The 21,166-nt window shown below is 64.9% G+C and carries 21 protein-coding genes; 10 read left to right on the forward strand and 11 right to left on the reverse strand.

Going from position 1 to position 21,166, the window contains the following annotated elements; genetic code table 11:
- Positions 1-15 precede the first annotated feature (15 nt).
- The 9 genes from F3J19_RS05315 to F3J19_RS05355 all read left to right on the forward strand — a co-directional run bounded on the left by F3J19_RS05315 (position 16) and on the right by F3J19_RS05355 (position 10,357).
- Positions 16-1,167 (forward strand): DegT/DnrJ/EryC1/StrS aminotransferase family protein, encoded by a 1,152-nt coding sequence (locus F3J19_RS05315; RefSeq protein WP_167038517.1) that lies wholly within the window; start codon positions 16-18, stop codon positions 1,165-1,167.
- A 6-nt stretch (positions 1,168-1,173) separates the two neighbouring features.
- On the forward strand, positions 1,174-2,217 hold the full coding sequence (locus F3J19_RS05320; protein ID WP_167038519.1) for a glycosyltransferase: 1,044 nt from the start codon (positions 1,174-1,176) through the stop codon (positions 2,215-2,217).
- On the forward strand, positions 2,214-3,143 hold the full coding sequence (locus F3J19_RS05325; protein ID WP_167038521.1) for a formyltransferase: 930 nt from the start codon (positions 2,214-2,216) through the stop codon (positions 3,141-3,143). Before F3J19_RS05320 ends, F3J19_RS05325 begins: the two co-directional genes overlap by 4 nt.
- Entirely contained in the window at positions 3,140-4,186 is a 1,047-nt protein-coding gene (locus F3J19_RS05330) for a bifunctional UDP-4-keto-pentose/UDP-xylose synthase (RefSeq protein ID WP_167038523.1), read from the forward strand. The genes F3J19_RS05325 and F3J19_RS05330 overlap by 4 nt, the downstream gene beginning before the upstream one ends.
- 10 nt (positions 4,187-4,196) lie before the next feature.
- Positions 4,197-5,090 (forward strand): polysaccharide deacetylase family protein, encoded by an 894-nt coding sequence (locus tag F3J19_RS05335; protein WP_167038525.1) that lies wholly within the window; start codon positions 4,197-4,199, stop codon positions 5,088-5,090.
- Between the two features lie 138 nt (positions 5,091-5,228).
- Positions 5,229-5,690 carry a peroxiredoxin gene (locus tag F3J19_RS05340; protein WP_167038527.1) on the forward strand — a complete coding sequence of 154 codons (462 nt, stop codon included), beginning with the start codon at positions 5,229-5,231 and terminating at the stop codon, positions 5,688-5,690.
- A gap of 355 nt (positions 5,691-6,045) precedes the next feature.
- Complete coding sequence (locus F3J19_RS05345; protein WP_167038529.1) at positions 6,046-7,875, forward strand: PhoH family protein; 1,830 nt, start codon at positions 6,046-6,048, stop codon at positions 7,873-7,875.
- 218 nt (positions 7,876-8,093) lie between these two features.
- Positions 8,094-9,341: a C40 family peptidase gene (locus tag F3J19_RS05350; RefSeq protein ID WP_167038531.1), complete on the forward strand. Its 1,248-nt coding sequence runs from the start codon at positions 8,094-8,096 to the stop codon at positions 9,339-9,341.
- 209 nt (positions 9,342-9,550) lie between these two features.
- Positions 9,551-10,357, forward strand: coding sequence for an SDR family oxidoreductase (locus F3J19_RS05355; RefSeq protein ID WP_167038533.1), 807 nt, complete (start codon positions 9,551-9,553; stop codon positions 10,355-10,357).
- 226 nt (positions 10,358-10,583) lie between these two features.
- Here F3J19_RS05355 and F3J19_RS05360 read toward each other — a convergent pair whose 3' ends face one another.
- The 10 genes from F3J19_RS05360 to F3J19_RS05405 form a co-directional block, all read right to left on the reverse strand.
- Positions 10,584-11,594: an inorganic phosphate transporter gene (locus F3J19_RS05360; RefSeq protein WP_167038535.1), complete on the reverse strand. Its 1,011-nt coding sequence runs from the start codon at positions 11,592-11,594 to the stop codon at positions 10,584-10,586.
- Positions 11,594-12,220, reverse strand: coding sequence for a DUF47 domain-containing protein (locus F3J19_RS05365; protein ID WP_167038537.1), 627 nt, complete (start codon positions 12,218-12,220; stop codon positions 11,594-11,596). Before F3J19_RS05365 ends, F3J19_RS05360 begins: the two co-directional genes overlap by 1 nt.
- Positions 12,221-12,336: 116 nt before the next feature.
- Positions 12,337-13,725, reverse strand: a complete 1,389-nt coding sequence (locus tag F3J19_RS05370; RefSeq protein ID WP_167038539.1) for a replicative DNA helicase — start codon at positions 13,723-13,725, stop codon at positions 12,337-12,339.
- Positions 13,726-13,880: 155 nt separating this feature from the next.
- Positions 13,881-14,333 (reverse strand): 50S ribosomal protein L9, encoded by a 453-nt coding sequence (gene rplI / locus F3J19_RS05375; RefSeq protein ID WP_167038541.1) that lies wholly within the window; start codon positions 14,331-14,333, stop codon positions 13,881-13,883.
- 27 nt (positions 14,334-14,360) lie between these two features.
- Positions 14,361-14,636, reverse strand: coding sequence for a 30S ribosomal protein S18 (rpsR, locus tag F3J19_RS05380; RefSeq protein WP_167038543.1), 276 nt, complete (start codon positions 14,634-14,636; stop codon positions 14,361-14,363).
- 2 nt (positions 14,637-14,638) lie between these two features.
- On the reverse strand, positions 14,639-14,938 hold the full coding sequence (gene priB / locus F3J19_RS05385; RefSeq protein WP_167038545.1) for a primosomal replication protein N: 300 nt from the start codon (positions 14,936-14,938) through the stop codon (positions 14,639-14,641).
- 69 nt (positions 14,939-15,007) lie between these two features.
- A complete protein-coding gene (gene rpsF, locus F3J19_RS05390; RefSeq protein ID WP_167038547.1) occupies positions 15,008-15,382 on the reverse strand; it encodes a 30S ribosomal protein S6 in 375 nt (124 codons plus the stop codon).
- 341 nt (positions 15,383-15,723) lie between these two features.
- Positions 15,724-16,863 carry a zf-HC2 domain-containing protein gene (locus F3J19_RS05395; protein ID WP_167038549.1) on the reverse strand — a complete coding sequence of 380 codons (1,140 nt, stop codon included), beginning with the start codon at positions 16,861-16,863 and terminating at the stop codon, positions 15,724-15,726.
- Positions 16,853-17,770, reverse strand: a complete 918-nt coding sequence (locus tag F3J19_RS05400; RefSeq protein WP_167038551.1) for an RNA polymerase sigma factor — start codon at positions 17,768-17,770, stop codon at positions 16,853-16,855. The genes F3J19_RS05395 and F3J19_RS05400 overlap by 11 nt, the downstream gene beginning before the upstream one ends.
- Positions 17,771-18,111: 341 nt before the next feature.
- Positions 18,112-19,026 (reverse strand): substrate binding domain-containing protein, encoded by a 915-nt coding sequence (locus F3J19_RS05405; RefSeq protein WP_167038553.1) that lies wholly within the window; start codon positions 19,024-19,026, stop codon positions 18,112-18,114.
- A gap of 213 nt (positions 19,027-19,239) precedes the next feature.
- Between F3J19_RS05405 and gcl the strand changes: the two genes are divergently transcribed.
- Entirely contained in the window at positions 19,240-21,015 is a 1,776-nt protein-coding gene (gene gcl, locus F3J19_RS05410) for a glyoxylate carboligase (protein ID WP_167038555.1), read from the forward strand.
- Here gcl and F3J19_RS32965 read toward each other — a convergent pair.
- Complete coding sequence (locus F3J19_RS32965; protein ID WP_275691487.1) at positions 20,999-21,121, reverse strand: hypothetical protein; 123 nt, start codon at positions 21,119-21,121, stop codon at positions 20,999-21,001. The two genes, gcl and F3J19_RS32965, sit on opposite strands and share 17 nt — an antisense overlap.
- Positions 21,122-21,166 lie beyond the last annotated feature (45 nt).

Consider the following 21,166-nt stretch of genomic DNA (forward strand, 5'->3'; position numbering starts at 1 on the left):
TCGAGCGATGCATTCATGAGCCAGTCAACCGTCCCGTTTTTGCCGTTTGTCAAACCCGAGATCGATGAGGAAACGATCGAGGGCGTCGCCGAGGTGCTGCGTTCCGGCTGGATCACCACCGGCCCGCAGAACCAGAAGTTCGAGGCCGCGCTCTCCGAGTTCTGCGGCGGCCGGCCGGTGCGCACCTTCAATTCCGGCACCGCGACACTCGAAATCGGGCTGCGCATCGCGGGCGTGGGCCCCGGCGACGAAGTCATCACGACGCCGGCAACGTGGGTCTCGACCAGCAACGTCATCATCGAAACCGGCGCGACGCCGGTGTTCGTCGACATCGACCCGGTCACGCGCAACATCGACCTCGATCTGCTCGAAAAGGCGATCACGCCGCGCACCAAGGCGCTGCTGCCGGTCTATCTGTCCGGCCTGCCGGTCGACATGGACCGCCTCTACGCGATCGCCCGCGCGCACCAGCTGCGCGTGATCGAAGACGCCGCGCAGGCGTTCGGCTCCAGCTGGAACGGCGAGCGCATCGGCAAGCTCGGCGACATCGTCTCGTTCAGCTTCCACGCAAACAAGAACCTCACCTCGATCGAGGGCGGCGCGCTCGTCCTCAACAACGAGGAAGAAGCGGTGCTCGCGCAGAAGTACCGCTTGCAGGGCATCACACGCACCGGCTTCGACGGCATGGACTGCGACGTGCTCGGCGGCAAGTACAACCTGACGGACGTCGCGGCGCGCGTCGGCCTCGGCCAGCTGCCGCATCTCGCGCGCTTCCTCGCGCAGCGCAGGAAACTCGCGCGCGCGTACTTCGCGGGCTTCGAGGGCGGCGCGGCGCTCAGGCTCGGCGTCGGCCTGCCGTGCGCCGATTTCGAGAACAGCAACTGGCACATGTTCCAGATCACGCTGCCGCTCGAGCGGCTCTCGCTCGACCGCGCCGGCTTCATGGGCCAGTTGAAGGAGCGCGGCATCGGCTCGGGCGTGCACTACCCGGCGATCCACCTGTTCACGCTGTATCGCGCGCGCGGCTTCAGGGAAGGCATGTTCCCGCACGCGGAGCGCTTCGGCGCCGCCACTGTCACGCTGCCGCTCTTCACGCTGATGAACGAAGGCGACGTCGAGCGCGTGTGCCGCGCGGTCAACGAAATTTGCGAACAATACGGAAAATAAGCGGACATGACTTATTCGGAACATCGCGCCGTCGCACCGGAAGTGTCGATCATCATTCCGGTGTACAACGAGGAAGCCGGCCTGGCGGCGCTGTTCGCGCGCCTCTATCCGGCGCTCGACGCGCTCGGCACCCGTTATGAAGTGATCTTCATCAACGACGGCAGCCGCGACAAATCCCCCGCGCTGCTCGCCGAGCAGTTCCGCGCGCGGCCCGACGCGACCCGCGTGATCCTGCTGAACGGCAACTACGGCCAGCACATGGCGATTCTCGCGGGCTTCGAGCAATCGCGCGGCGACATCGTCATCACGCTCGACGCCGACCTGCAGAATCCGCCCGAGGAAATCGCCAAGCTCGTCGCGAAGATGCGCGAGGGCTACGACTACGTCGGCACGATCCGCATGCAGCGCCAGGACAGCCTGTGGCGCCGCAAGGCCTCGCGCGCGATGAACCATCTGCGCGAACGCATCACGCGCATCAAGATGACCGACCAGGGCTGCATGCTGCGCGCGTACAGCCGCCACATCGTCGATACGATCAACCGCTGCGGCGAGATCAACACGTTCATTCCGGCGCTCGCGTACACGTTCGCGCAGAACCCGGTCGAGATCGAGGTCGCGCACGAGGAGCGCTTCGCCGGCGAGTCGAAGTACTCGCTCTATTCGCTGATCCGCCTCAATTTCGACCTCGTCACCGGCTTTTCGGTGGTGCCGCTGCAATGGCTGTCGTTCATCGGCGTGATCCTGTCGCTCGGCTCCGCGGCGCTGTTCGTGCTGCTGCTGATTCGCCGCTTCATCATCGGCGCGGAAGTGCAAGGCGTGTTCACGCTGTTCGCCATCACGTTCTTCCTGCTCGGCGTCATCATCTTCGCGCTCGGGCTGCTCGGCGAATACATCGGCCGGATCTATCAGCAGGTGCGCGCACGGCCGCGCTACCTGGTGCAGACCATACTCGAGGAACGCAACGGCACGGCCGTCGCCGAAGCGCCGCTTCAAAGCGTCGTGCAGGGCGTGCAGCCGGCGCCGCTCGCCGATCAGGGGCGTGAGCCATGAAGCCGCGTGCCGTCGTATTCGCGTATCACAACGTCGGCGTGCGCTGCCTGCAGGTGCTGCTCGCGCGCGGCGTCGAGGTGGCGCTCGTCGTCACTCACGAGGACAACCCGAGCGAAAACATCTGGTTCGGCAGCGTCGCTTCGGTCGCGGCCGAGCACGGCATTCCCGTTCTCACGCCGGCCGATCCGAAAAGCCCCGAGCTACGCGCCGCGGTGAGCGCCGCGCGGCCGGACTTCATTTTCTCGTTCTACTACCGCCACATGCTGCCGGTCGACCTGCTCGCGATCGCCGCGCGGGGCGCCTACAACATGCACGGCTCGCTGCTGCCGAAGTATCGCGGCCGCGTGCCGACCAACTGGGCGGTGCTCAACGGCGAGACCGAAACCGGCGCGACGCTGCACGAGATGGCTGCCAAACCCGACGCGGGCGCGATCGTTGCGCAAACGCCGGTGCCGATCCTGCCCGACGACACCGCCGCGCAGGTGTTCGACAAGGTCACGGTCGCGGCCGAGCAAACCTTGTGGCGCGTGCTGCCGGCGCTGCTGGCGGGCGAGGCGCCGCATCTGCCGAACGATCTCGCGCACGGCAGCTACTATGGCGGGCGCAAGCCCGAAGACGGCCGCATCGACTGGAAGCAGTCGGCGCAACAGGTCTATAACCTGATCCGGGCAGTCGCGCCCCCCTATCCGGGCGCGTTCACCGACCTGAACGGCCGGCGCCTGATCGTCGCGCGCGCCCGCCTGGCCGCGCCCGGCGCGCTTCGCTCGGATTTGCCGCCGGGCCTGCACGTAAGCGATAATGCCGTTTTCGCGATCTGCGGCGATGGCCGAGCGATCGCCATCCACGAATTGCGGCATCAGCACGGCGGCAGCGAGACTGTCGTCACTCCGGCGGAATTCGCCCAGCTATTCCAAACTCATTCATGAAAAAAGTCCTGATTCTGGGTGTGAACGGCTTCATCGGCCACCACCTGTCCAAGCGCATTCTCGAGACGACCGACTGGGAAGTGTTCGGGATGGACATGCAGACCGAACGTCTGGGCGACCTCGTCAATCACGAGCGGATGCACTTCTTCGAAGGCGACATCACGATCAACAAGGAATGGGTCGAATATCACATCAGGAAGTGCGATGTGATCCTGCCGCTCGTCGCGATCGCCACGCCCGCCACCTACGTGAAGCAGCCGCTGCGCGTGTTCGAGCTCGACTTCGAGGCAAACCTGCCGATCGTGCGTTCGGCCGTCAAGTACGGCAAGCACCTCGTGTTTCCGTCGACCTCCGAGGTCTACGGCATGTGCACGGACGAGCAGTTCGATCCGGAAGAGTCGGTGCTGTCGTACGGCCCGATCAACAAGCCGCGCTGGATCTACGCCTGCTCGAAGCAGCTGATGGACCGCGTGATCTGGGGCTACGGCATGGAGGGCCTGAACTTCACGCTGTTCCGCCCGTTCAACTGGATCGGCCCGGGCCTCGACTCGATCTACACGCCGAAGGAAGGCAGCTCGCGCGTGGTCACGCAGTTCCTCGGCCATATCGTGCGCGGCGAGAACATCAGCCTCGTCGACGGCGGCGCGCAGAAGCGCGCGTTCACCGACATCGACGACGGCATCAGCGCGCTGATGAAGATCATCGAGAATAAAAACGGCGTGGCCACCGGCAAGATCTACAACATCGGCAACCCGACCAATAATTTCTCGGTGCGCGAGCTCGCGCACAAGATGCTCGCGCTCGCGGCCGAATTCCCCGAATACGCGGAAATAGCCCGCCAGGTGCAGCTCGTCGAGACGTCGTCGGGCGCGTACTACGGCACCGGCTACCAGGACGTGCAGAACCGCGTGCCGAAAATCGACAACACGATGCAGGAACTCGGCTGGGCGCCCACCTCGACCTTCGACGAAGCGCTGCGCAAGATTTTCGAGGCCTATCGCGGCCACGTCGCCGAAGCCCGCGCGCTCGTCGAACAGCAATAAGGGCGCGTCCTTGGCTCGCATCGTCCTGAAGATCGACATCGACACGCTGCGCGGCACCCGCGAAGGCGTGCCGAATCTCGCCCGCATCTTCGACCGCTTCAAGGCCCGCGCCACGTTCCTGTTCAGCCTCGGACCCGACCACACCGGCTGGGCGATGCGCCGCGTGCTGCGGCCGGGCTTTCTGAAGAAAGTGTCGCGCACCTCGGTGGTCGAGCACTACGGCGTGAAGCAACTGCTGTACGGCGTGCTGCTACCCGGTCCCGACATCGGCGCGAAGGCGGCCGCCGAGATGCGCGCGATCCACGAGGCCGGTTTCGAGTGCGGCATTCATACGTGGGACCACGTGTACTGGCAGGACAACGTGCGCGCGAAAGACCGCGCGTGGACCGTCGCGCAGATGCAGCAGAGCCACGACCGTTTCGCGGAGATATTCGGCGCGCCGCCCATCACCCACGGCGCGGCGGGCTGGCAGATGAACGGCCACGCGTTCGCGCAGATCGACGCGTGGGGCATGCGCTACGCGTCCGACGGCCGCGGCCGCTCGCCGTATCTGCCGGTGGTCGACGGCAAAACGCTCGCGCACGTGCAGATGCCGACCACGCTGCCCACGCTCGACGAAGTGCTCGGCATCGACGGTGTCGACATTCACAACGTCGCCGCGTCGATGCTCAGACACACGGAAAACAATCCGCACGACCAGGTGTTCACGCTGCACGCGGAACTCGAAGGACAGAAGCTCGCGCCGGTGTTCGAACAGCTGCTCGAAGGCTGGCGCGCCCAGGGCCACACGTTCGCGACGATGGGCGATTATTACGCGACGCTAGACCGCGGCACGCTGCCATCGTACCCTGTTACATGGGGCGAAATTCCAGGGCGCTCCGGCGAGCTGATCGTCCAGCCCTGAACCAAGCGGCCGGGCCCGAGTGTCCGGCTGCCGCGCACAACCACGGCGCACCGCCCGCTCCCCAATAAAAGTCTCGACGACAGACCGGCCGACGCCGCGGCAGCAAGCCGGCGCCGGCCACCACAACCGGAGAACCTCGTGTCCATCGCAGTCGACCAACCCATCCCCGACTTCACCGCCCCCGCGACCGGTGGCGAGATCACGCTGTCCAAACTGCGGGGCAAAAAGGTGGTGCTGTATTTCTATCCGAAGGACAACACGCCGGGCTGCACGACCGAAGGCCTGCAATTCCGCGATCTGTACCCCAAATTCAGGAAGGCGGGCGCGGAAATCATCGGCGTGTCGCGCGACAGCCTGCGCTCCCATGACAACTTCAAGGCCAAGCTCGAACTGCCCTTCCCGCTGATTTCGGATCAGGAAGAAAAGCTGTGCGCGCTCTTCGCCGTCATCAAAATGAAGAAAATGTATGGCAAAGAAGTACGGGGAATCGAGCGCTCCACGTTCCTCATCGACGCCAACGGCTTGCTGCGCCAGGAATGGCGCGGCGTAAAAGTGCCGGGCCACGTCGACGAAATCCTGGAGGCTGTACAAGCGCTTTGATGCGCGTTATATTGGGCCGCAATGAGTGCCTGTTCACCCCACATTTTTCTCCGCTGCGCCAGATCTGACGGCCGCTTGACCGGATCGACCGGAACCGTTCGGTTCGTGAGGCGCAACGCGAGCATCGTCGTCGAGCCGCCTGTCCCGAATGCCGGGACGGCGGCTTTTTTAATTGCGCGCAACCGTTCGTTCATCCGGTTGCGCGCTTCCGTCAAGGAGCCTATCGAAGACCAGGCGAACCGGCATCTCTAGACCGAATGCGCGCCTCCTCGCGCAAACTGTGTGTCCCATGAGGGCACCGGCAGAATGCGACGGGCGGCGCACGATATGTGACCCGATTATTTCGAGGGAAACCATGCCTTTGCCTACTCCCCCCAGCAAGCTCGGCAATCTTTTGTCGCCTGACGAATACAAGGCCAAAGCCGTCACGCCCGCGCGTTCCGCCGCGAAAAAACCGGCGCGTGAAGGGGAATCCGCAGAGTCGGCCGATTACGGCCGCGCCAACGTCGCCACCCCGATGGCGGACGCCGCCAACGCCGCCACCACACTGCGGCCCGTGCCGGCCGCGGTGACGCCCGCCGCCGCGCAACCGGGCCCGGCGCGCAGCCGCAAATCGAAACAGACCGCCGCGCTGTTGCAGCCGGTTCCGGTCGCGCCGGCCGCGGCCGAGGCCGAACCGGTCGTGGCGCGCGCCCCGGCTGCCAAGCACGAGGCCGACACCGCTGCCGCCCCTGCGCCCGCCGCAAGCGGCACGCGCAAGAAACGCGGTACGGCCACCACCACGCCGGTCGAGGCGCAGAAGCTCTTCGTGCTCGACACGAACGTGCTGATGCACGATCCGAGCTGCCTGTTCCGTTTCGAGGAACACGACGTCTATCTGCCAATGATGACGTTGGAAGAGCTCGACAACCACAAGAAAGGCATGTCGGAAGTCGCGCGTAACGCGCGCCAGGTGAGCCGCACGCTCGACGCGCTCGTCGCCAATGCCGGCGACATGGCCGACGGCATCTCGCTCGCGCGCCTCGGCAGCCGCGAGGCGTCGGGCCGCCTGTTCTTCCAGACCCGCCTCACCGCGATCGAGCCGGTCGAAGGCCTGCCCGAAGGCAAGGCCGACAACCAGATCCTCGGCGTGGTGCGCGCGTTGCAGCGCGATCGCGCGGACCGCCAGGTCGTGCTGGTGTCGAAAGACATCAACATGCGCATCAAGGCGCACGCGCTCGGCCTGCCCGCCGAAGACTACTTCAACGACCAGGTTCTCGAAGACAGCGATCTGCTGTACACGGGCATCCGCGCGCTGCCGCAGGATTTCTGGACCCGGCACGCGAAGGGCATGGAAAGCTGGCAGGACACCAAGACCGGCACGACGTACTACCGGGTCACGGGGCCGCTGTGCGCGTCGATGCTCGTCAACGAGTTCGTCTATCTCGAGCCGCAGAACGGCGAGCCCGCGTTCCATGCGCTCGTGCGCGAAATCAACGGCAAGACGGCGCTGCTGCAAACGCTGCGCGACTACGGCCACCACAAGAACAACGTGTGGGGCATCACGGCGCGCAATCGCGAGCAGAACTTCGCGCTGAATCTGCTGATGAACCCGGAAATCGACTTCGTCACGCTGCTCGGCCAGGCCGGCACCGGCAAGACGCTGGTCGCGCTCGCGGCGGGCCTCGCGCAGGTGCTCGACGACAAGCGCTACAACGAGATCATCGTGACGCGCGCGACGGTGCCGGTCGGCGAAGACATCGGCTTTCTGCCCGGCACCGAAGAGGAAAAGATGCAGCCGTGGATGGGGGCCTTCGACGACAACCTCGAAGTGCTGCAGAAAACCGACGACGCCGCCGGCGAATGGGGCCGCGCCGCGACCCAGGAGCTGATCCGCTCGCGCCTGAAGATCAAGAGCATGAACTTCATGCGCGGCCGCACGTTCGTGGACAAGTATCTGATCATCGACGAGGCGCAGAATCTGACGCCGAAGCAGATGAAAACGCTCGTCACGCGCGCGGGTCCGGGCACGAAGATCATCTGCCTCGGCAATATCGCGCAGATCGACACGCCTTACCTGACCGAAGGCAGTTCGGGCCTGACCTACGTGGTCGACCGTTTCAAGGGCTGGGCGCATAGCGGACACGTGACGCTCGCGCGCGGCGAGCGCTCGCGCCTCGCCGATTACGCGTCGGAAATTCTCTAGGCTTCGGCCGGGTTTTTCCCGGCTTTCCCTGGCATCGCAAGCCGCGTCCGGATCGTTCCGGACGCGGCTTTTTTTATCGCCTTGGCGTTCCGCGCCGGCAACACTTAGCGCACAAACTTCAAGTAATTTATCAACAATTCTTGCCGCAGCCGCGTGTGACGGGCTACCATCGCGACATTCAGTCAGTAAACGGGCGTTTACCCGCCCGCCCCGTCTTCATGCTCCGACTCGCGTTTTCGCTGCTGATCGTGCTGTTGCTCGCCGCTTGTGCCGGCGCGCCGCAGAAAACGTCGCGCGGGCCGGTCGGCGGCATCGTCGTGGCGAACGGCGCGTATCACGCGCCGCCGCCGGGCTTCCCCCATTTCGTCGACCACAGCATCGGCCGCGAGGAAATCTCGATCCAGGCGATGAGCCTCGTCGGCGTGCCCTATCGCTGGGGCGGCAACACGCCAGACAGCGGCTTCGATTGCAGCGGCCTCGTGCGCTATGTCGTGCTGCGCGCCGCATCGGTAAATCTGCCGCGCACGACGGCCGAGATGAGCAGCCGCGGCGAATCGATCGAACCCGACGAAATCGCGCCCGGCGATCTGATCTTTTTCAACACGACCGGGCGTGCGCATTCGCACGTCGGCATCTACGTAGGCAAGCTGCGCTTCGTCAATGCGCCGTCGACAGGCGGCACGGTGCGCCTCGACTATCTGACCAATCCCTATTGGGCAAAGCGCTTCGACGGAATCCGCCGCATGGCCGGACCAGCCGCGACGCCGGCGCCGTTCGATACGCCGAGTTATCAGGCCGCGGCGCCGCAGCCGGAGCGTGGCGCGGCGGTGGCGGCGGCAACTGCGGCGGCCGTTCCGTCTACGTCGGGCTATGCGGGTGCACCTGCCGCGTCCGGTGGCATCACGTCCCCGCTGACGAGGCCCGCGCCTCAGGCACCGGTTTACGCAGGCGGTTCGTCCTCGCAGGCTGCGCGCCTTGAAACGGCGCCGAGAGTGCCTTCGGCTGCCGCGCCCGCCCAGCCGGTCGTGGTTTCGACCGCGCCCGCCGGCAACAACGGCGCGACCGCCGCCGCCCAGGCCGACCCGTTCGAGCCGCCGCCTGCAGGTCTCAGCGCCGCGCAATTGCAGGCGCGCTCCGCCGGTGCCGTGGCGCCGACCGCGGCACCGACCGCCCAGGCGAGCACCTATGAGGCCGTCGCGCCTTCGTCAATGCAACAACCGGCACAGCCTGTGACGAGCGCCCGCACCGTGTCGCGGAACGCCCCCGATGCCATCGACGACGCCGCCGATGCCTTCGAGCCACCACCGTCCGCTGCGCTCGCCGAACGCCAGGCTCAGCAGGCGCAACGCGCCGAAGCTGGCGGCGGCGTGCAGATCATGCGCGCGTCGACGGCGGCACGTGGCATCCCCGCTCCCACGCAAACCAGCGACGACCCGATCGCCCGCTTTGCGAACGGCAGTTATTGACGCGCCCGTATCCAGCGACCGAGGCTTTTGCTCTGGCGTAGCCGTCTGTGGGTAGCTGGAAGACAGCGCCCGTTGTCATGCGCGCCGAACGCGCGACGGCTGACACACGCCCCCTTTTCGCGCGCCGCACAAAAACACCGCCGCGCGATACGACGCCCGCGCCAATCTGCTATCGTCACCGGATATTCTTCCGACGGCGGGTGATGACGATGGAACTCGGTCTGAAAGACAAGGTGGTGTTGATTACGGGCGGCAGCAAAGGCATCGGCTTCGCGTGCGCGCGGGCCTTCGCGCAGGAAGGCGCGAAGGTCGCGATCGTGTCGCGCGATCCCGCCAACCTCGCGCGTGCCTACGAGCAGTTGAAGCAGGAGGGACTGCACGTGCATCGCACGCGCGCCGATCTGCACGAGCCGCACAGCGCCGCCGATATCGTCGAGGAAGTCAGCACCGCGGTAGGACCGATCGACGTGCTCGTCAACAGTGCCGGCGCGGCGCGCCGCTACGACCCGGAAACGCTCGACGCCGACGCGTTCCGCGCGACCATGGAAGCGAAGTATTTCCCCTACATCTATCCGCAGCAGGAAGTGCTGCGCCGCATGGCCGAGCGTGCGAAGGCCGGCCACGGCGGCGAGCCGGGCACGATCGTCAACATCATCGGCATGGGCGGCAAGATGGCGAGCGACATCCATATCGCCGGCGGCGCGGCGAATGCGGCGCTGATGCTGGCAACCGTCGGCCTCGCGCACTACTACGCGCGCTACGGCATCCGCATCAACGCGATCAATCCGGGCTCGACGCTGACCGAGCGCGTTGAGGAAGCGGTCAGGCTCGAAGCACAGGGCCAGGGCATCGGCAACGAGGAAGCGCTCGCGCGCGGCCAGGCCAAGGTGCCACTCGGCCGCTATGCCAAACCCGAGGAAATTGCCGATGTCGCGCTTTTCCTCGCGAGCCGCCGCGCAAGCTATGTGACCGGCGCGATCATCCCGATGGATGGCGCGAGCGCGCCGTTGATCTAAGCCGGAGAGCGTGTTGAGGGGATAGGTGACGCGCGGCGATAGTCGTAAAGCGTGAGGCAATCGCTAACGAATCGCGCAGTCAGGTCAGTCAGAACAGAGGTAAAACAGCAGGCCAGCGCCAGCGCCAGCGCAGAGGCGCTGACCGAACGAGGCCGGGACTCCCGAAGCCCTCGAACAACCCGCGCCGATCAAACAGCGCGGGCCATCTCAGGCGAGATACACGCAATCACAGAAAGCGGTGACCGAGCCACCATGCGGCACCGGACAGCACCGCGGAAGCCGGAATCGTCAGAATCCATGCCCAGACGATGTTGCCGGCCACGCCCCAGCGCACCGCGCTGAGCTTTTGCGTCGCGCCGACGCCGACGATCGCGCCGGTAATCGTATGCGTCGTGGAAACCGGAATGCCGAGCCACGACGCCGTAAACAGCGTGATCGCCCCGCCCGCTTCCGCGCAGAAGCCGCCGACCGGTTTCAGCTTCGTGATCTTCTGCCCCATCGTGCGCACGATGCGCCAGCCGCCGAAGAGCGTGCCGAGCCCCATCGACAGATAGCAGCCGCCGATCACCCACAGCGGCGGCGCATCCGCGTTCAACGACGCGAAGCCGGTCGCGATCAGCAGCATCCAGATGATACCGATGGTTTTCTGCGCGTCGTTACCGCCATGGCCAAGGCTGTACAGCCCCGCCGACAGCAGTTGCAGACGGCGAAAACGCCGGTCGACCTTGCTCGGCGGCGTGCGGAAATAAAGCCACGACACCAGCAGCATGAAAAACGAACCGAGTACGAAGCCGAGCAGCGGCGAGATGAAGATGAACGCGATCGTCTTCATGAGGCCGTCCCAGTTCAGCGAGCCCCAGCCCGACTTGGCGAGCGCGGCACCCACGAGCCCGCCGATCAGCGCGTGCGACGAACTCGACGGAATGCCGTAATGCCAGGTGATGATGTTCCAGGCGATCGCGCCGGCCAGCGCGCCGAAGATCACGTAATGGTCGACGATGTCGGGGTCGATCGTGCCCTTGCCGACCGTCGCGGCCACTTTCAGGTGGAACACGAAATAGGCAACGACGTTGAACGCTGCCGCGAATGCCACGGCCTGCTGCGGCTTCAGCACGCCGGTCGAGACGACCGTGGCGATCGAGTTCGCCGCGTCGTGAAAGCCGTTCATGAAGTCGAAAACCAGCGCGACGGCAACCAGGCCGGCAACGACCCAGATAGCGAGTTGTATCGATTGCATTATGCGTTTTCCAGCACGATGCCTTCGATGATGTTCGCCACATCCTCACACTTGTCGGTGACCGTTTCGAGCAGCTCGTAGATCGCCTTGAGCTTGATCAGAACCTTGACGTCGTCTTCCTCGCGGAACAGTTTCGACATAGCAGCGCGCAGCACGCGGTCGGCTTCCGACTCCAGCCGGTCGATGTCCTCGCACGCCTTGAGGATCTGGCTCGCCTGCTTCATGTCCGCGAGCAGGCTCACGGCGAACTGCACGCGCTCGCAGGTCGCCGTGCAGATATGCGCAAGCTGGCTGGCCTCGGACGTGACCGATTGCACGTCGTACAGCGAGATGGCGGTGGCGACATCCTCCATCAGGTCGAGGATGTCGTCCATCGTCGTGATCAGTTTGTGGATCTCGTCGCGGTCGAGCGGCGTGATGAAAGTCTTGTGCAGCAGGTCGATGGCTTCGTGCGTGAGTTTGTCGGCAGCCTTCTCGGACTGTTGCACGTTCTGCTTGTGGGTTTCCGCGTCCTGCAGATTGTCGATCAGTAGCTCGAGCTCGTGGCTTGCCGAGACGATGCACGTTGCGTGCGCATTGAAGATTTCAAAGAACTTGCCCTCGGTGGGCATGAAACGACCGAACATTGGGATCCCGAAAATTGGTCACGTAATGGCTGACATAAAACCGCCATATTGTACCGTTGTGTCACCAATGCCGCACTTTATGACGGCGCCGTTACAACAACGGCGCCGGGTGCGCGTCACTCGCCGCCGTAGAAATTCTGCGCACCGGCAAAGTTGTCGAACTTCGTGTATTGACCGTGGAACGTGAGCCGAACGGGACCGATCGGACCGTTACGCTGCTTGCCGATGATGATCTCCGCGGTGCCCTTGTCGGGGCTGTCGGGGTTGTACACCTCGTCGCGGTAAATGAACAGGATCACGTCCGCGTCCTGTTCGATAGCGCCCGATTCACGCAGGTCCGACATGATCGGCCGCTTGTTCGGGCGCTGTTCGAGACCGCGGTTCAGCTGCGACAAGGCGATCACGGGTACGTCGAGTTCTTTCGCGAGGCTCTTCAGCGAACGCGAGATTTCCGAGATTTCGGTCGCCCGGTTTTCGCCGGACGACGAGCCGCTCATCAACTGCAAATAGTCGATGATGATGAGGCCGAGCTTGCCGCACTGGCGCGAAAGCCGGCGCGCGCGCGAGCGCAGCTCCATCGGGTTCAGGCCGCCGGTTTCGTCGATGAAAATCTGCGCCTCGCTCATTTTCTGCACCGCGTGCGTGAGCTTCGGCCAATCCTCGTCGGTCAGACGCCCGGTTCGCATGCGGTGCTGGTCGAGCCGGCCGACCGAGCCGAGCATACGCATCGTGAGCTGCGTGCCCGGCATTTCCATCGAGAACACCGCAACCGGCAGCCCGTACTCCACGGCGACGTATTCGCCGATGTTCATCGAAAACGCCGTCTTACCCATCGACGGACGACCCGCGACGATGATCAATTCGCCGCCGTGCATGCCCGAAGTCATGCGGTCCAGATCGACGAAGCCGGTTGGCGTACCGGTCACGTCGCTCGGATTGGCGGTGTGATAGAGCGTGTCGATCCGCTCGACCACCTCGGTCAGCAACGGCCCGATTTCGAGGAAGCCCTGCGTGCCGCGCGCGCCGTCTTCGGCGATCGAAAACACCTTCGATTCGGCTTCGTCCAGCAGTTGCCGGACTTCCTTGCCTTGCGGGTTGAACGCGTCGGCGGAGATTTCGTCAGCAACCGACACGAGCCGGCGCAGCACCGCGCGATCGCGCACGATTTCCGCATAGCGGCGAATATTGGCCGCGCTCGGTGTGTTCTGCGCGAGCGCGTTCAGATAGGCGAGACCGCCGACCTCCTCCGCCTTGCCCGAGGTGCCGAGCGCTTCGTACACGGTAATCACGTCGGCCGGACGCGTGGCCGCGATCAGCTTGCCGATATGTTCGAAGATGATGCGGTGGTCGTAGCGGTAGAAGTCGCTTTGCGCGAGGAAGTCGGCGATGCGGTCCCACGCCGCGTTATCGAGCAGCAGCCCGCCCAGCACCGATTGCTCGGCCTCGATCGAATGCGGCGGGACTTTCAGCGACTCGAGTTGGGGATCTTTCGACGGTGCGTTCATGGGGTGGAATTATCGGGCAATCCGCCGGTTGCGGCGAGCGGAAAAAACAGACGGAACGGAAAGAGCCGGTATAAAAACCGGCATAAAAAAAGCAGGGGCCGGTCACCCGGCCCCTGCTTTTCGCCAGCAACGTCCTGGCTGATCCTACATGATGCTTAGACGTGCTCGCCGATCACGGCCACCGTCACATCGACGAGAACGTCGGTGTGCAGCGAAACCTGGACAGCGTGCTCGCCAACCATCTTCAGCGGGCCTTCCGGCAGACGCACTTGCGCCTTTTCCACTGCGAAGCCTTGCTTGGCCAGTGCTTCGGCCACGTCGGCGTTGGTCACCGAACCGAACAGACGGCCGTCGACACCAGCCTTCTGATTGATCTGAACCGTCGAGCCAGCCAGCTTCTCGCCTTGAGCCTGAGCGGCAGCCAGCTTTTCAGCGGCGATCTTTTCGAGTTCCGCGCGACGCACTTCGAATTCGGCCAGCGCTTCCTTCGTTGCACGACGGGCTTTCTTGTTCGGGATCAGGAAGTTACGTGCGTAACCGTCCTTGACCTTCACGATGTCGCCGAGGTTGCCCAGATTGACGACTTTTTCCAGAAGAATGATTTGCATTCGGATGCTCCTTATCGCGTCGTCGGGTTAGGCCTTGTGCTGGTCGGTGTACGGCATCAGCGCGAGGAAACGCGCGCGCTTGATAGCCGTGTCCAGCTGGCGTTGATAGTGAGCCTTGGTACCCGTGAGACGCGCCGGCGTGATCTTGCCGTTTTCGCCGATGAAGTCCTTCAGCGTTTCGATGTCTTTGTAGTCGATGTTTTCGACGCCAGCAGCCGTGAAACGGCAGAACTTCTTGCGCTTGAAGAGCGGGTTCTGTTGCTGACGACGCTTGTCGAATTTCTTACCAGTCGGGCGGGGCATGATTAGTCCTTTCCAATGTCCTGCAATGCTGTGATATGAAATACCAGAGTTCTTGCGTTGCGGTGCTTCTTGGCCAGAAAGCCGGTGAAGAGCGTTTCCACGCCCATCTGGCAGCTTTCGAGCTGACCGCTCGCTTCGCCCGCGGCCACCGCCTGCATGGTCAGTTCGACCTGGCGGGCAATGCCCGCTTCGACGACTTCCGTGCGGTGATGCAACGTGCAGCTGGCAATCGGAACGCCGGCGGGGGTATACCGCACCGGTTCGCGTTCGACGACGCTCGCCGTGAGTTGCAGCCGGTTCATGTACCTGGGTATGCCTTCGTGTACGTGAGCGACAGCGACGCTGGGGTCTGGTAGCTTAAATAGTGTGTCTTAAGCCTGCGCTTCGGTCGGCTGAGCGGCTGCCGACTTCTTGGCTTCTTCGCGCTGCACTTCCTTCATCATCGGCGACGGGCTGGTTTCAGCCTTCTTCATCTTGACGATAAGGTGACGCAGAACGGCGTCGTTGAACTTGAACGCGTGTTCCAGCTCGTCGAGCGTGGTCTGGTCGCATTCGATGTTCATGCAGACGTAGTGAGCCTTCGCGAGTTTCTCGATCATGTAGGCCAGTTGACGACGGCCCCAGTCTTCGACGCGGTGGACCTGACCACCGTGCGACGTGATCGTGCCCTTGTAACGCTCGATCATGGCGGGCACCTGCTCGCTTTGATCGGGATGCACGATAAAGACGATTTCGTAATGACGCATTACACACTCCTTGTGCTGACTTTTGGATTGAAGCCGCCCGGGCGTCGGAACCGGTGCGGCAAGTGAGAAGCCAAAGAGTATAACCAGAATGGGGCCGGGTTGCAAGATATTCCGCCGATTCGGCAAGCGAATCGGGAGTGTTTTCAAGAGCTTAGGAGGGTTGACCGAGAGGCGTGGGTGAAAAACATCGTGGCGGAGTGGCTCGGTGCGATGCCAGGCGCCACTGCGCAGACGGCGGGGCCGGCGGCCTGCGCGGTGAGAACCGAACGCTTGCCTCCTCGGCAAAATTCGCCCGGGCGCGCCCTCTTTTGCCGGCTTCTGCGTCTCCCCGCCGTGGCCCCCTAACCGGCCTCCGTGCTCTCGCTGCCGCTCTGCAAGCGCGCCTTCAGCGCGGCTTCGAGGCCGCTCAGCGCGTCGGGCGCGGCATCGGAGATCGCCCACCAGGTCATGCCTTGCGCGTCCCAGTGCGCGATCGAATAGCCGTCGTGGCCGAGCACCGCAGCCATCGCGCCGTCGGCCCCGCGCGCGGCGCCTTGCGGGAACACATACACGTCGATCACGTGCTTGCGATAGCGGTACACGAGCACCGCGACCCGCTGATGCGCGATGTAATCGAGGCGGCCGCCTTCGAGCGCAAAACCGCTCGCGGCGAGATCCTCGACCGGCGGCGAATAATCGAGCCGACCGTTGAACCACGGCTTGACCGTATGCCGGTCCGTCGAAATCACGTCGATGTCGCGGCCCGATACCTGTGCCCGGACATGGCTTTCCACGAGTTCGTCCATGAACGGCGAGAATTGGGCGTCGGCGAGACGGTGCAGATTCAGCGTGAGGATCGCCGCGGCCGCACACAACGCAATGGCAAGCGCGACGAGCCCGCCGCGCACGGCCACGCGGTTCACGCCGCCTGCAGTGGCGGGACGACCGAAGCCGCCCCAGCCGTCTGCGCTACCCGAACCGCCTGGGCCACTCCAACCTCCGGTATGGCCTCGACCACCTGAGCCGGCGGAACCGAGCAACCCATCGAGCCACGCGGACCACCACGCCACGCCCCGCCGACGTCGAGGTTCCTTCGCCGCATTGGGCGCATTGGGCGCATTGGGCGCATTGGGCGCATTGGGCGCATTGGGCGCATTGGGCGCATTGGGCGCATTGGGCGCATTGGGCGCATTGGGCGCATTAGCCGCCCCATCAGCCGGCATGCCTTCACCCATCTGCGCCCCAGCCTCAACCCGATCCGCCACCCCGCGCCCCTCATCGAGCGCAGCCGGCAAGCCGGCGACAATCCGCGCCCGCAGCGACGATGGCGCCCGATGATACGGCGCCGCGCGCAACGCTCCCCGCAACGCGCGCAGGTTTTCACTCGCGCGCCGGCAATCGTCGCAGCTCTCGATATGCTGCTGGACCCGGCGCGCATCGGGCGCCGGCAATTCGTGATCGGCATTCGCATCGAGGAGCGGCCGTGCTTCGTTACAGTTCATCCGGCGTCTCCTGAGCTGGGTCCGCGGCCGTGCCGGGAATCTCGAGGGGCCGGCCGTCCACGAACGCCCGGAGCTGTGCAACCGTCGCGCCGGCAGCCGACGCGCGCGGCGTGAACGATGTGGCGCGCTCCTCGCCGTCTCGTCCCGTGCGCGTGGACTGCGCATGCGGATCGTCTGGTATTGCGAACGGCGGCGCTCCCGCATCGGCAGTCAAACCGGCGGCTTTGCCCGGCTCGCCCCCCATGAGTTCAGAACACCGCGCGGGCTCGCGCGTGTCCGGCGCACTCCGCGTATCCCTGCGCACCGCGCCCCGCTCCCCCCTCAACATCTCGGCTAGCTTGCGCCGGCCGCGTGCGAGCCGCGACATCACCGTGCCGATCGGCACGTCGGCAACGAGCGCGATCTCGCGATACCCCATCTCCTCGAGTTCGCGCAGAATCAGCACCTCGCGATACTCGACCGGCAGACGCGCGAGCGCGTCATGCACCTGCCTCGTATCCTCGTCGCGGATCAGCAGGGTTTGCGGATCGTCGCCGCCCGCGCTCCAGCCGTCGAAAGTCGCGTCGTCCATTGTTTCGTCGAATTCGAGCATCTCGTGCGACGGCGCACGCCGCCGCCATTCCGTGTACCAGGTGCGGCGCACGATCGCGAGCAGCCACGGCCGTGCGGAATCGCCGCGAAACGTATCGAAAAAACGGAACGCGCGCATGAACGCTTCCTGCACGACGTCCTCGGCATCGTGGGCGTTGCCGCACAGCCAGCGCGCGAGGTTGTACGCGGCGTCGAGATGCGGTAGCGCCAACTGCTCGAAGCGACGGCTTCGCACGGTATGGGCATCGGTGTCGGCGCCGACATCGGCATCGGCTGCGCCGCGCGCGCGGGCGGAGTCTGGATCGGTCTGGACCACGTGGGCCCTCCAAGGGCATGGCGGCTGCGTAGGTCGTGCGATTGGGGTGCGACAGGGGCGCGCCGGGGTCGCGAACGGGCCTCGGCTGGAGCGCGCTCCGGTGCGACTGGCGCGCTTATCGCTGCGCGCCGAACCGCACGGCTCGCGCGGCGTCATGCGGCAAAGCCGTACGACCAGGCCACGCGACCAAACCACGCCCCGCCGCTCCCGCAACAGCCAAAACCGCATGCGCTTCGCCGTGCCTCACGACGCCCCTTTCATCGCATAACCCGCCGCACGCCGAGTTTATTCCCGCCCCATGGCACAAATTCGCAAAAAGACCGGCGCGGCGCGCTGGCAGGCTAGTAAGACGGCCGGTTCCAATAGTCGTCGCTCGCGTACACGTCCTTCAGGTAGTCGATGAAATAGCGCACGCGTGCCGACACGTAGCGCTGCTGCGGATAGACCGCGAGGATGTCGTAATCGGGCAGCGCGTACTCGTCGAGCACGGTTTCGAGTTCGCCGCGCGCGAGCTGCTGCTGGATTTCCCAGGTGGAGCGCCAGCCGAGCCCGAGCCCTTCCGAGACCCAGCGGTGCAGCAGTTCGCCGTCGTTGCAATCGAGCGTGCCGCCGACGCGCACCGTCGCGAGCTTGCCGTTGCGGCGGAAATACCAGCCGCGGTTCTGCCCGCCTTGCAGATTGAACGCGAGGCAGTTGTGGGCCGGCAGGTCTTCGAGCGTCTTCGGCTTGCCGTGACGGCGGAAATACTCGGGCGTGCCGCACACCACACGCCGGTTCGAGGCGAGCTTCACCGCGACGAAATTCGGATCGACCGTGCCGCCGATGCGGATCGACAGGTCGTAGCCCTCGCGCACCAGATCGACGACCCGGTCGGTCAGGTTGAACGACATCTGCAACTCGGGCTTGCCGGCGAGAAACGCCGGCGCGAGCGGCGCGACGTGCTTGCGGCCGAACGCGGCCGGCGCCGACACGATCAGATGGCCGTTCACCGCGCGGCGCCCCGCGCTCAGTTCGTTTTCGGCCTGATCCCATTCGCTGAGGAGGCCCCGGCAGCGTTCGAGAAACGCGGCGCCGTCCTCGCTGACCACGAGCCGCCGCGTCGTGCGGTACATCAGCTTCACGCCGAGGCGCTTTTCGAGCGCGTCGATGCGGCGACCGAGAATCACCGGCGACACGCCCTCTTCGAGCGCCGCCGCCGCGAGACTGCCCGCATCGGCGACGCGCACGAAGGTTTCGATCTGTTTGAAGCGGTCCATGCCTGTCTCCTACCCGTCTCCTACCCGTTTTCCACCTGTCTGCCGCCCGGTTGCTGCCGGCTGTCGCCGGCCCTCCGTCGGGCTTCACGCCATTCAATACTTTTTGTTTCGAAATAAGCGACCCGAACTGATCTTATCAAACCTTTAGGTCAGGCCTAAAGTGCATCTCAACAGACTTTGGTTTGCCCATTTCCAGACATTGAGGAGACATTCATGGCCAAAATGAGAGCCGTCGACGCCGCCGTGCTGGTGCTCGAAAAAGAAGGTATCGATACCGCGTTCGGCGTGCCGGGCGCCGCGATCAACCCGTTCTACTCGGCGATGCGCAAAGCCGGCGGCATCAGCCACGTGCTTGCGCGCCACGTCGAGGGCGCCTCGCACATGGCCGAAGGCTACACGCGCGCCCGGCCGGGCAACATCGGCGTGTGCATCGGCACCTCGGGGCCTGCTGGCACCGACATGATCACCGGTTTGTACTCCGCCCAGGCCGACTCGATTCCTATTCTGGCTATCACAGGCCAGGCGCCGCGCGCGCGTCTCTACAAGGAAGACTTCCAGGCGGTCGATATCGAATCGATTGCCAAGCCCGTCACCAAGTGGGCCGTGACCGTGCGCGAGCCGGCGCTGGTGCCGCGCGTGTTCCAGCAGGCGTTCCATCTGATGCGCTCGGGCCGTCCGGGCCCGGTGCTGGTCGATCTGCCGATCGACGTGCAGCTCGCCGAAATCGAATTCGACATCGACACGTACGAACCGCTGCCTGTCTACAAGCCGAAGGCGACGAGAAAACAGATCGAAGCCGCGCTCGCGCTGCTCAACGAGGCCGACAAGCCGCTGATCGTCTCGGGCGGCGGCGTGCTGAACGCCGTGGCCGAAGACCTGCTCGTGAAGTTCGCCGAAACGGTCGGCGTGCCGGTGATCCCGACGCTGATGTCGTGGGGCGCGATTCCCGACGACCATCCGTTGATGGCCGGCATGGTCGGTCTGCAGACCTCGCACCGCTACGGCAACGCGACGATGCTCGCCTCCGACTTCGTGCTCGGCATCGGCAACCGCTGGGCCAACCGCCACACCGGCAGCGTCGACGTCTATACGAAGGGCCGCAAGTTCGTGCACGTCGATATCGAACCGACGCAGATCGGCCGCGTGTTCGGCCCCGATCTCGGCATCGTCTCGGACGCGAAGGCCGCGCTCGAACTGTTCGTCGACGTGGCGGGCGAGTGGAAGGCCGCGGGCAAGCTCAAGGACCGCAGCGCATGGGTTGCCGATTGCCAGGAGCGCAAGCGCACGATGCTGCGCAAGACGCACTTCGACAACGTGCCGATGAAGCCGCAGCGCGTCTACGAAGAGATGAACCAGGTGTTCGGCCGCGATACCTGCTACGTGAGCACGATCGGTTTGTCGCAGATCGCCGCGGCGCAATTCCTGCACGTCTACAAGGCGCGCAACTGGATCAACTGCGGCCAGGCCGGCCCGCTCGGCTGGACGATTCCGGCGGCGCTCGGCGTGCGCGCGGCCGATCCGCAACGGCCGATCGTCGCACTCTCGGGCGACTACGACTTCCAGTTCATGATCGAGGAACTCGCGGCCGGCGCGCAATTCAAGCTGCCGTACGTGCATGTGGTCGTGAACAACTCGTATCTCGGGTTGATCCGCCAGGCGCAGCGCGCGTTCGAGATGGACTACTGCGTGCAGCTCGGCTTCGAGAACATCAATTCGCCGGAGACGAACGGCTATGGCGTCGATCACGTGGCGGTGGCCGAAGGTCTCGGCTGCAAGGCGATTCGCGTGTTCAAGCCCGAAGAGCTGAAACCGGCGCTGGAGAAGGCGCAGTCGATGCTCGGCGAGTTCAACGTGCCGGTGATCGTCGAAGTGATTCTCGAACGCGTGACCAATATCTCGATGGGCACCGAGATCGACGCGATCAACGAGTTCGAGGAACTGGCCGAAAGGCACGAGGACGCACCGACCGCGATCAGCCTGCTGGACTGAGACCGGGCCTGAGTTTGAGCCGGCCGCGCTCGCGGCGGCCGCCGTCACCGCCGTAGCTGTAGCGCACGCGATGCATGCCGCGCGCGAGGGCCGGGGTCGTTCGCATGAAACGCCCCGCCCTCGCCGCGCGAGAACCGCGCGCGCGATTCCC

It is taken from the genome of Burkholderia sp. Ax-1724 (assembly GCF_011752995.1).
Lineage (GTDB): Bacteria > Pseudomonadota > Gammaproteobacteria > Burkholderiales > Burkholderiaceae > Paraburkholderia.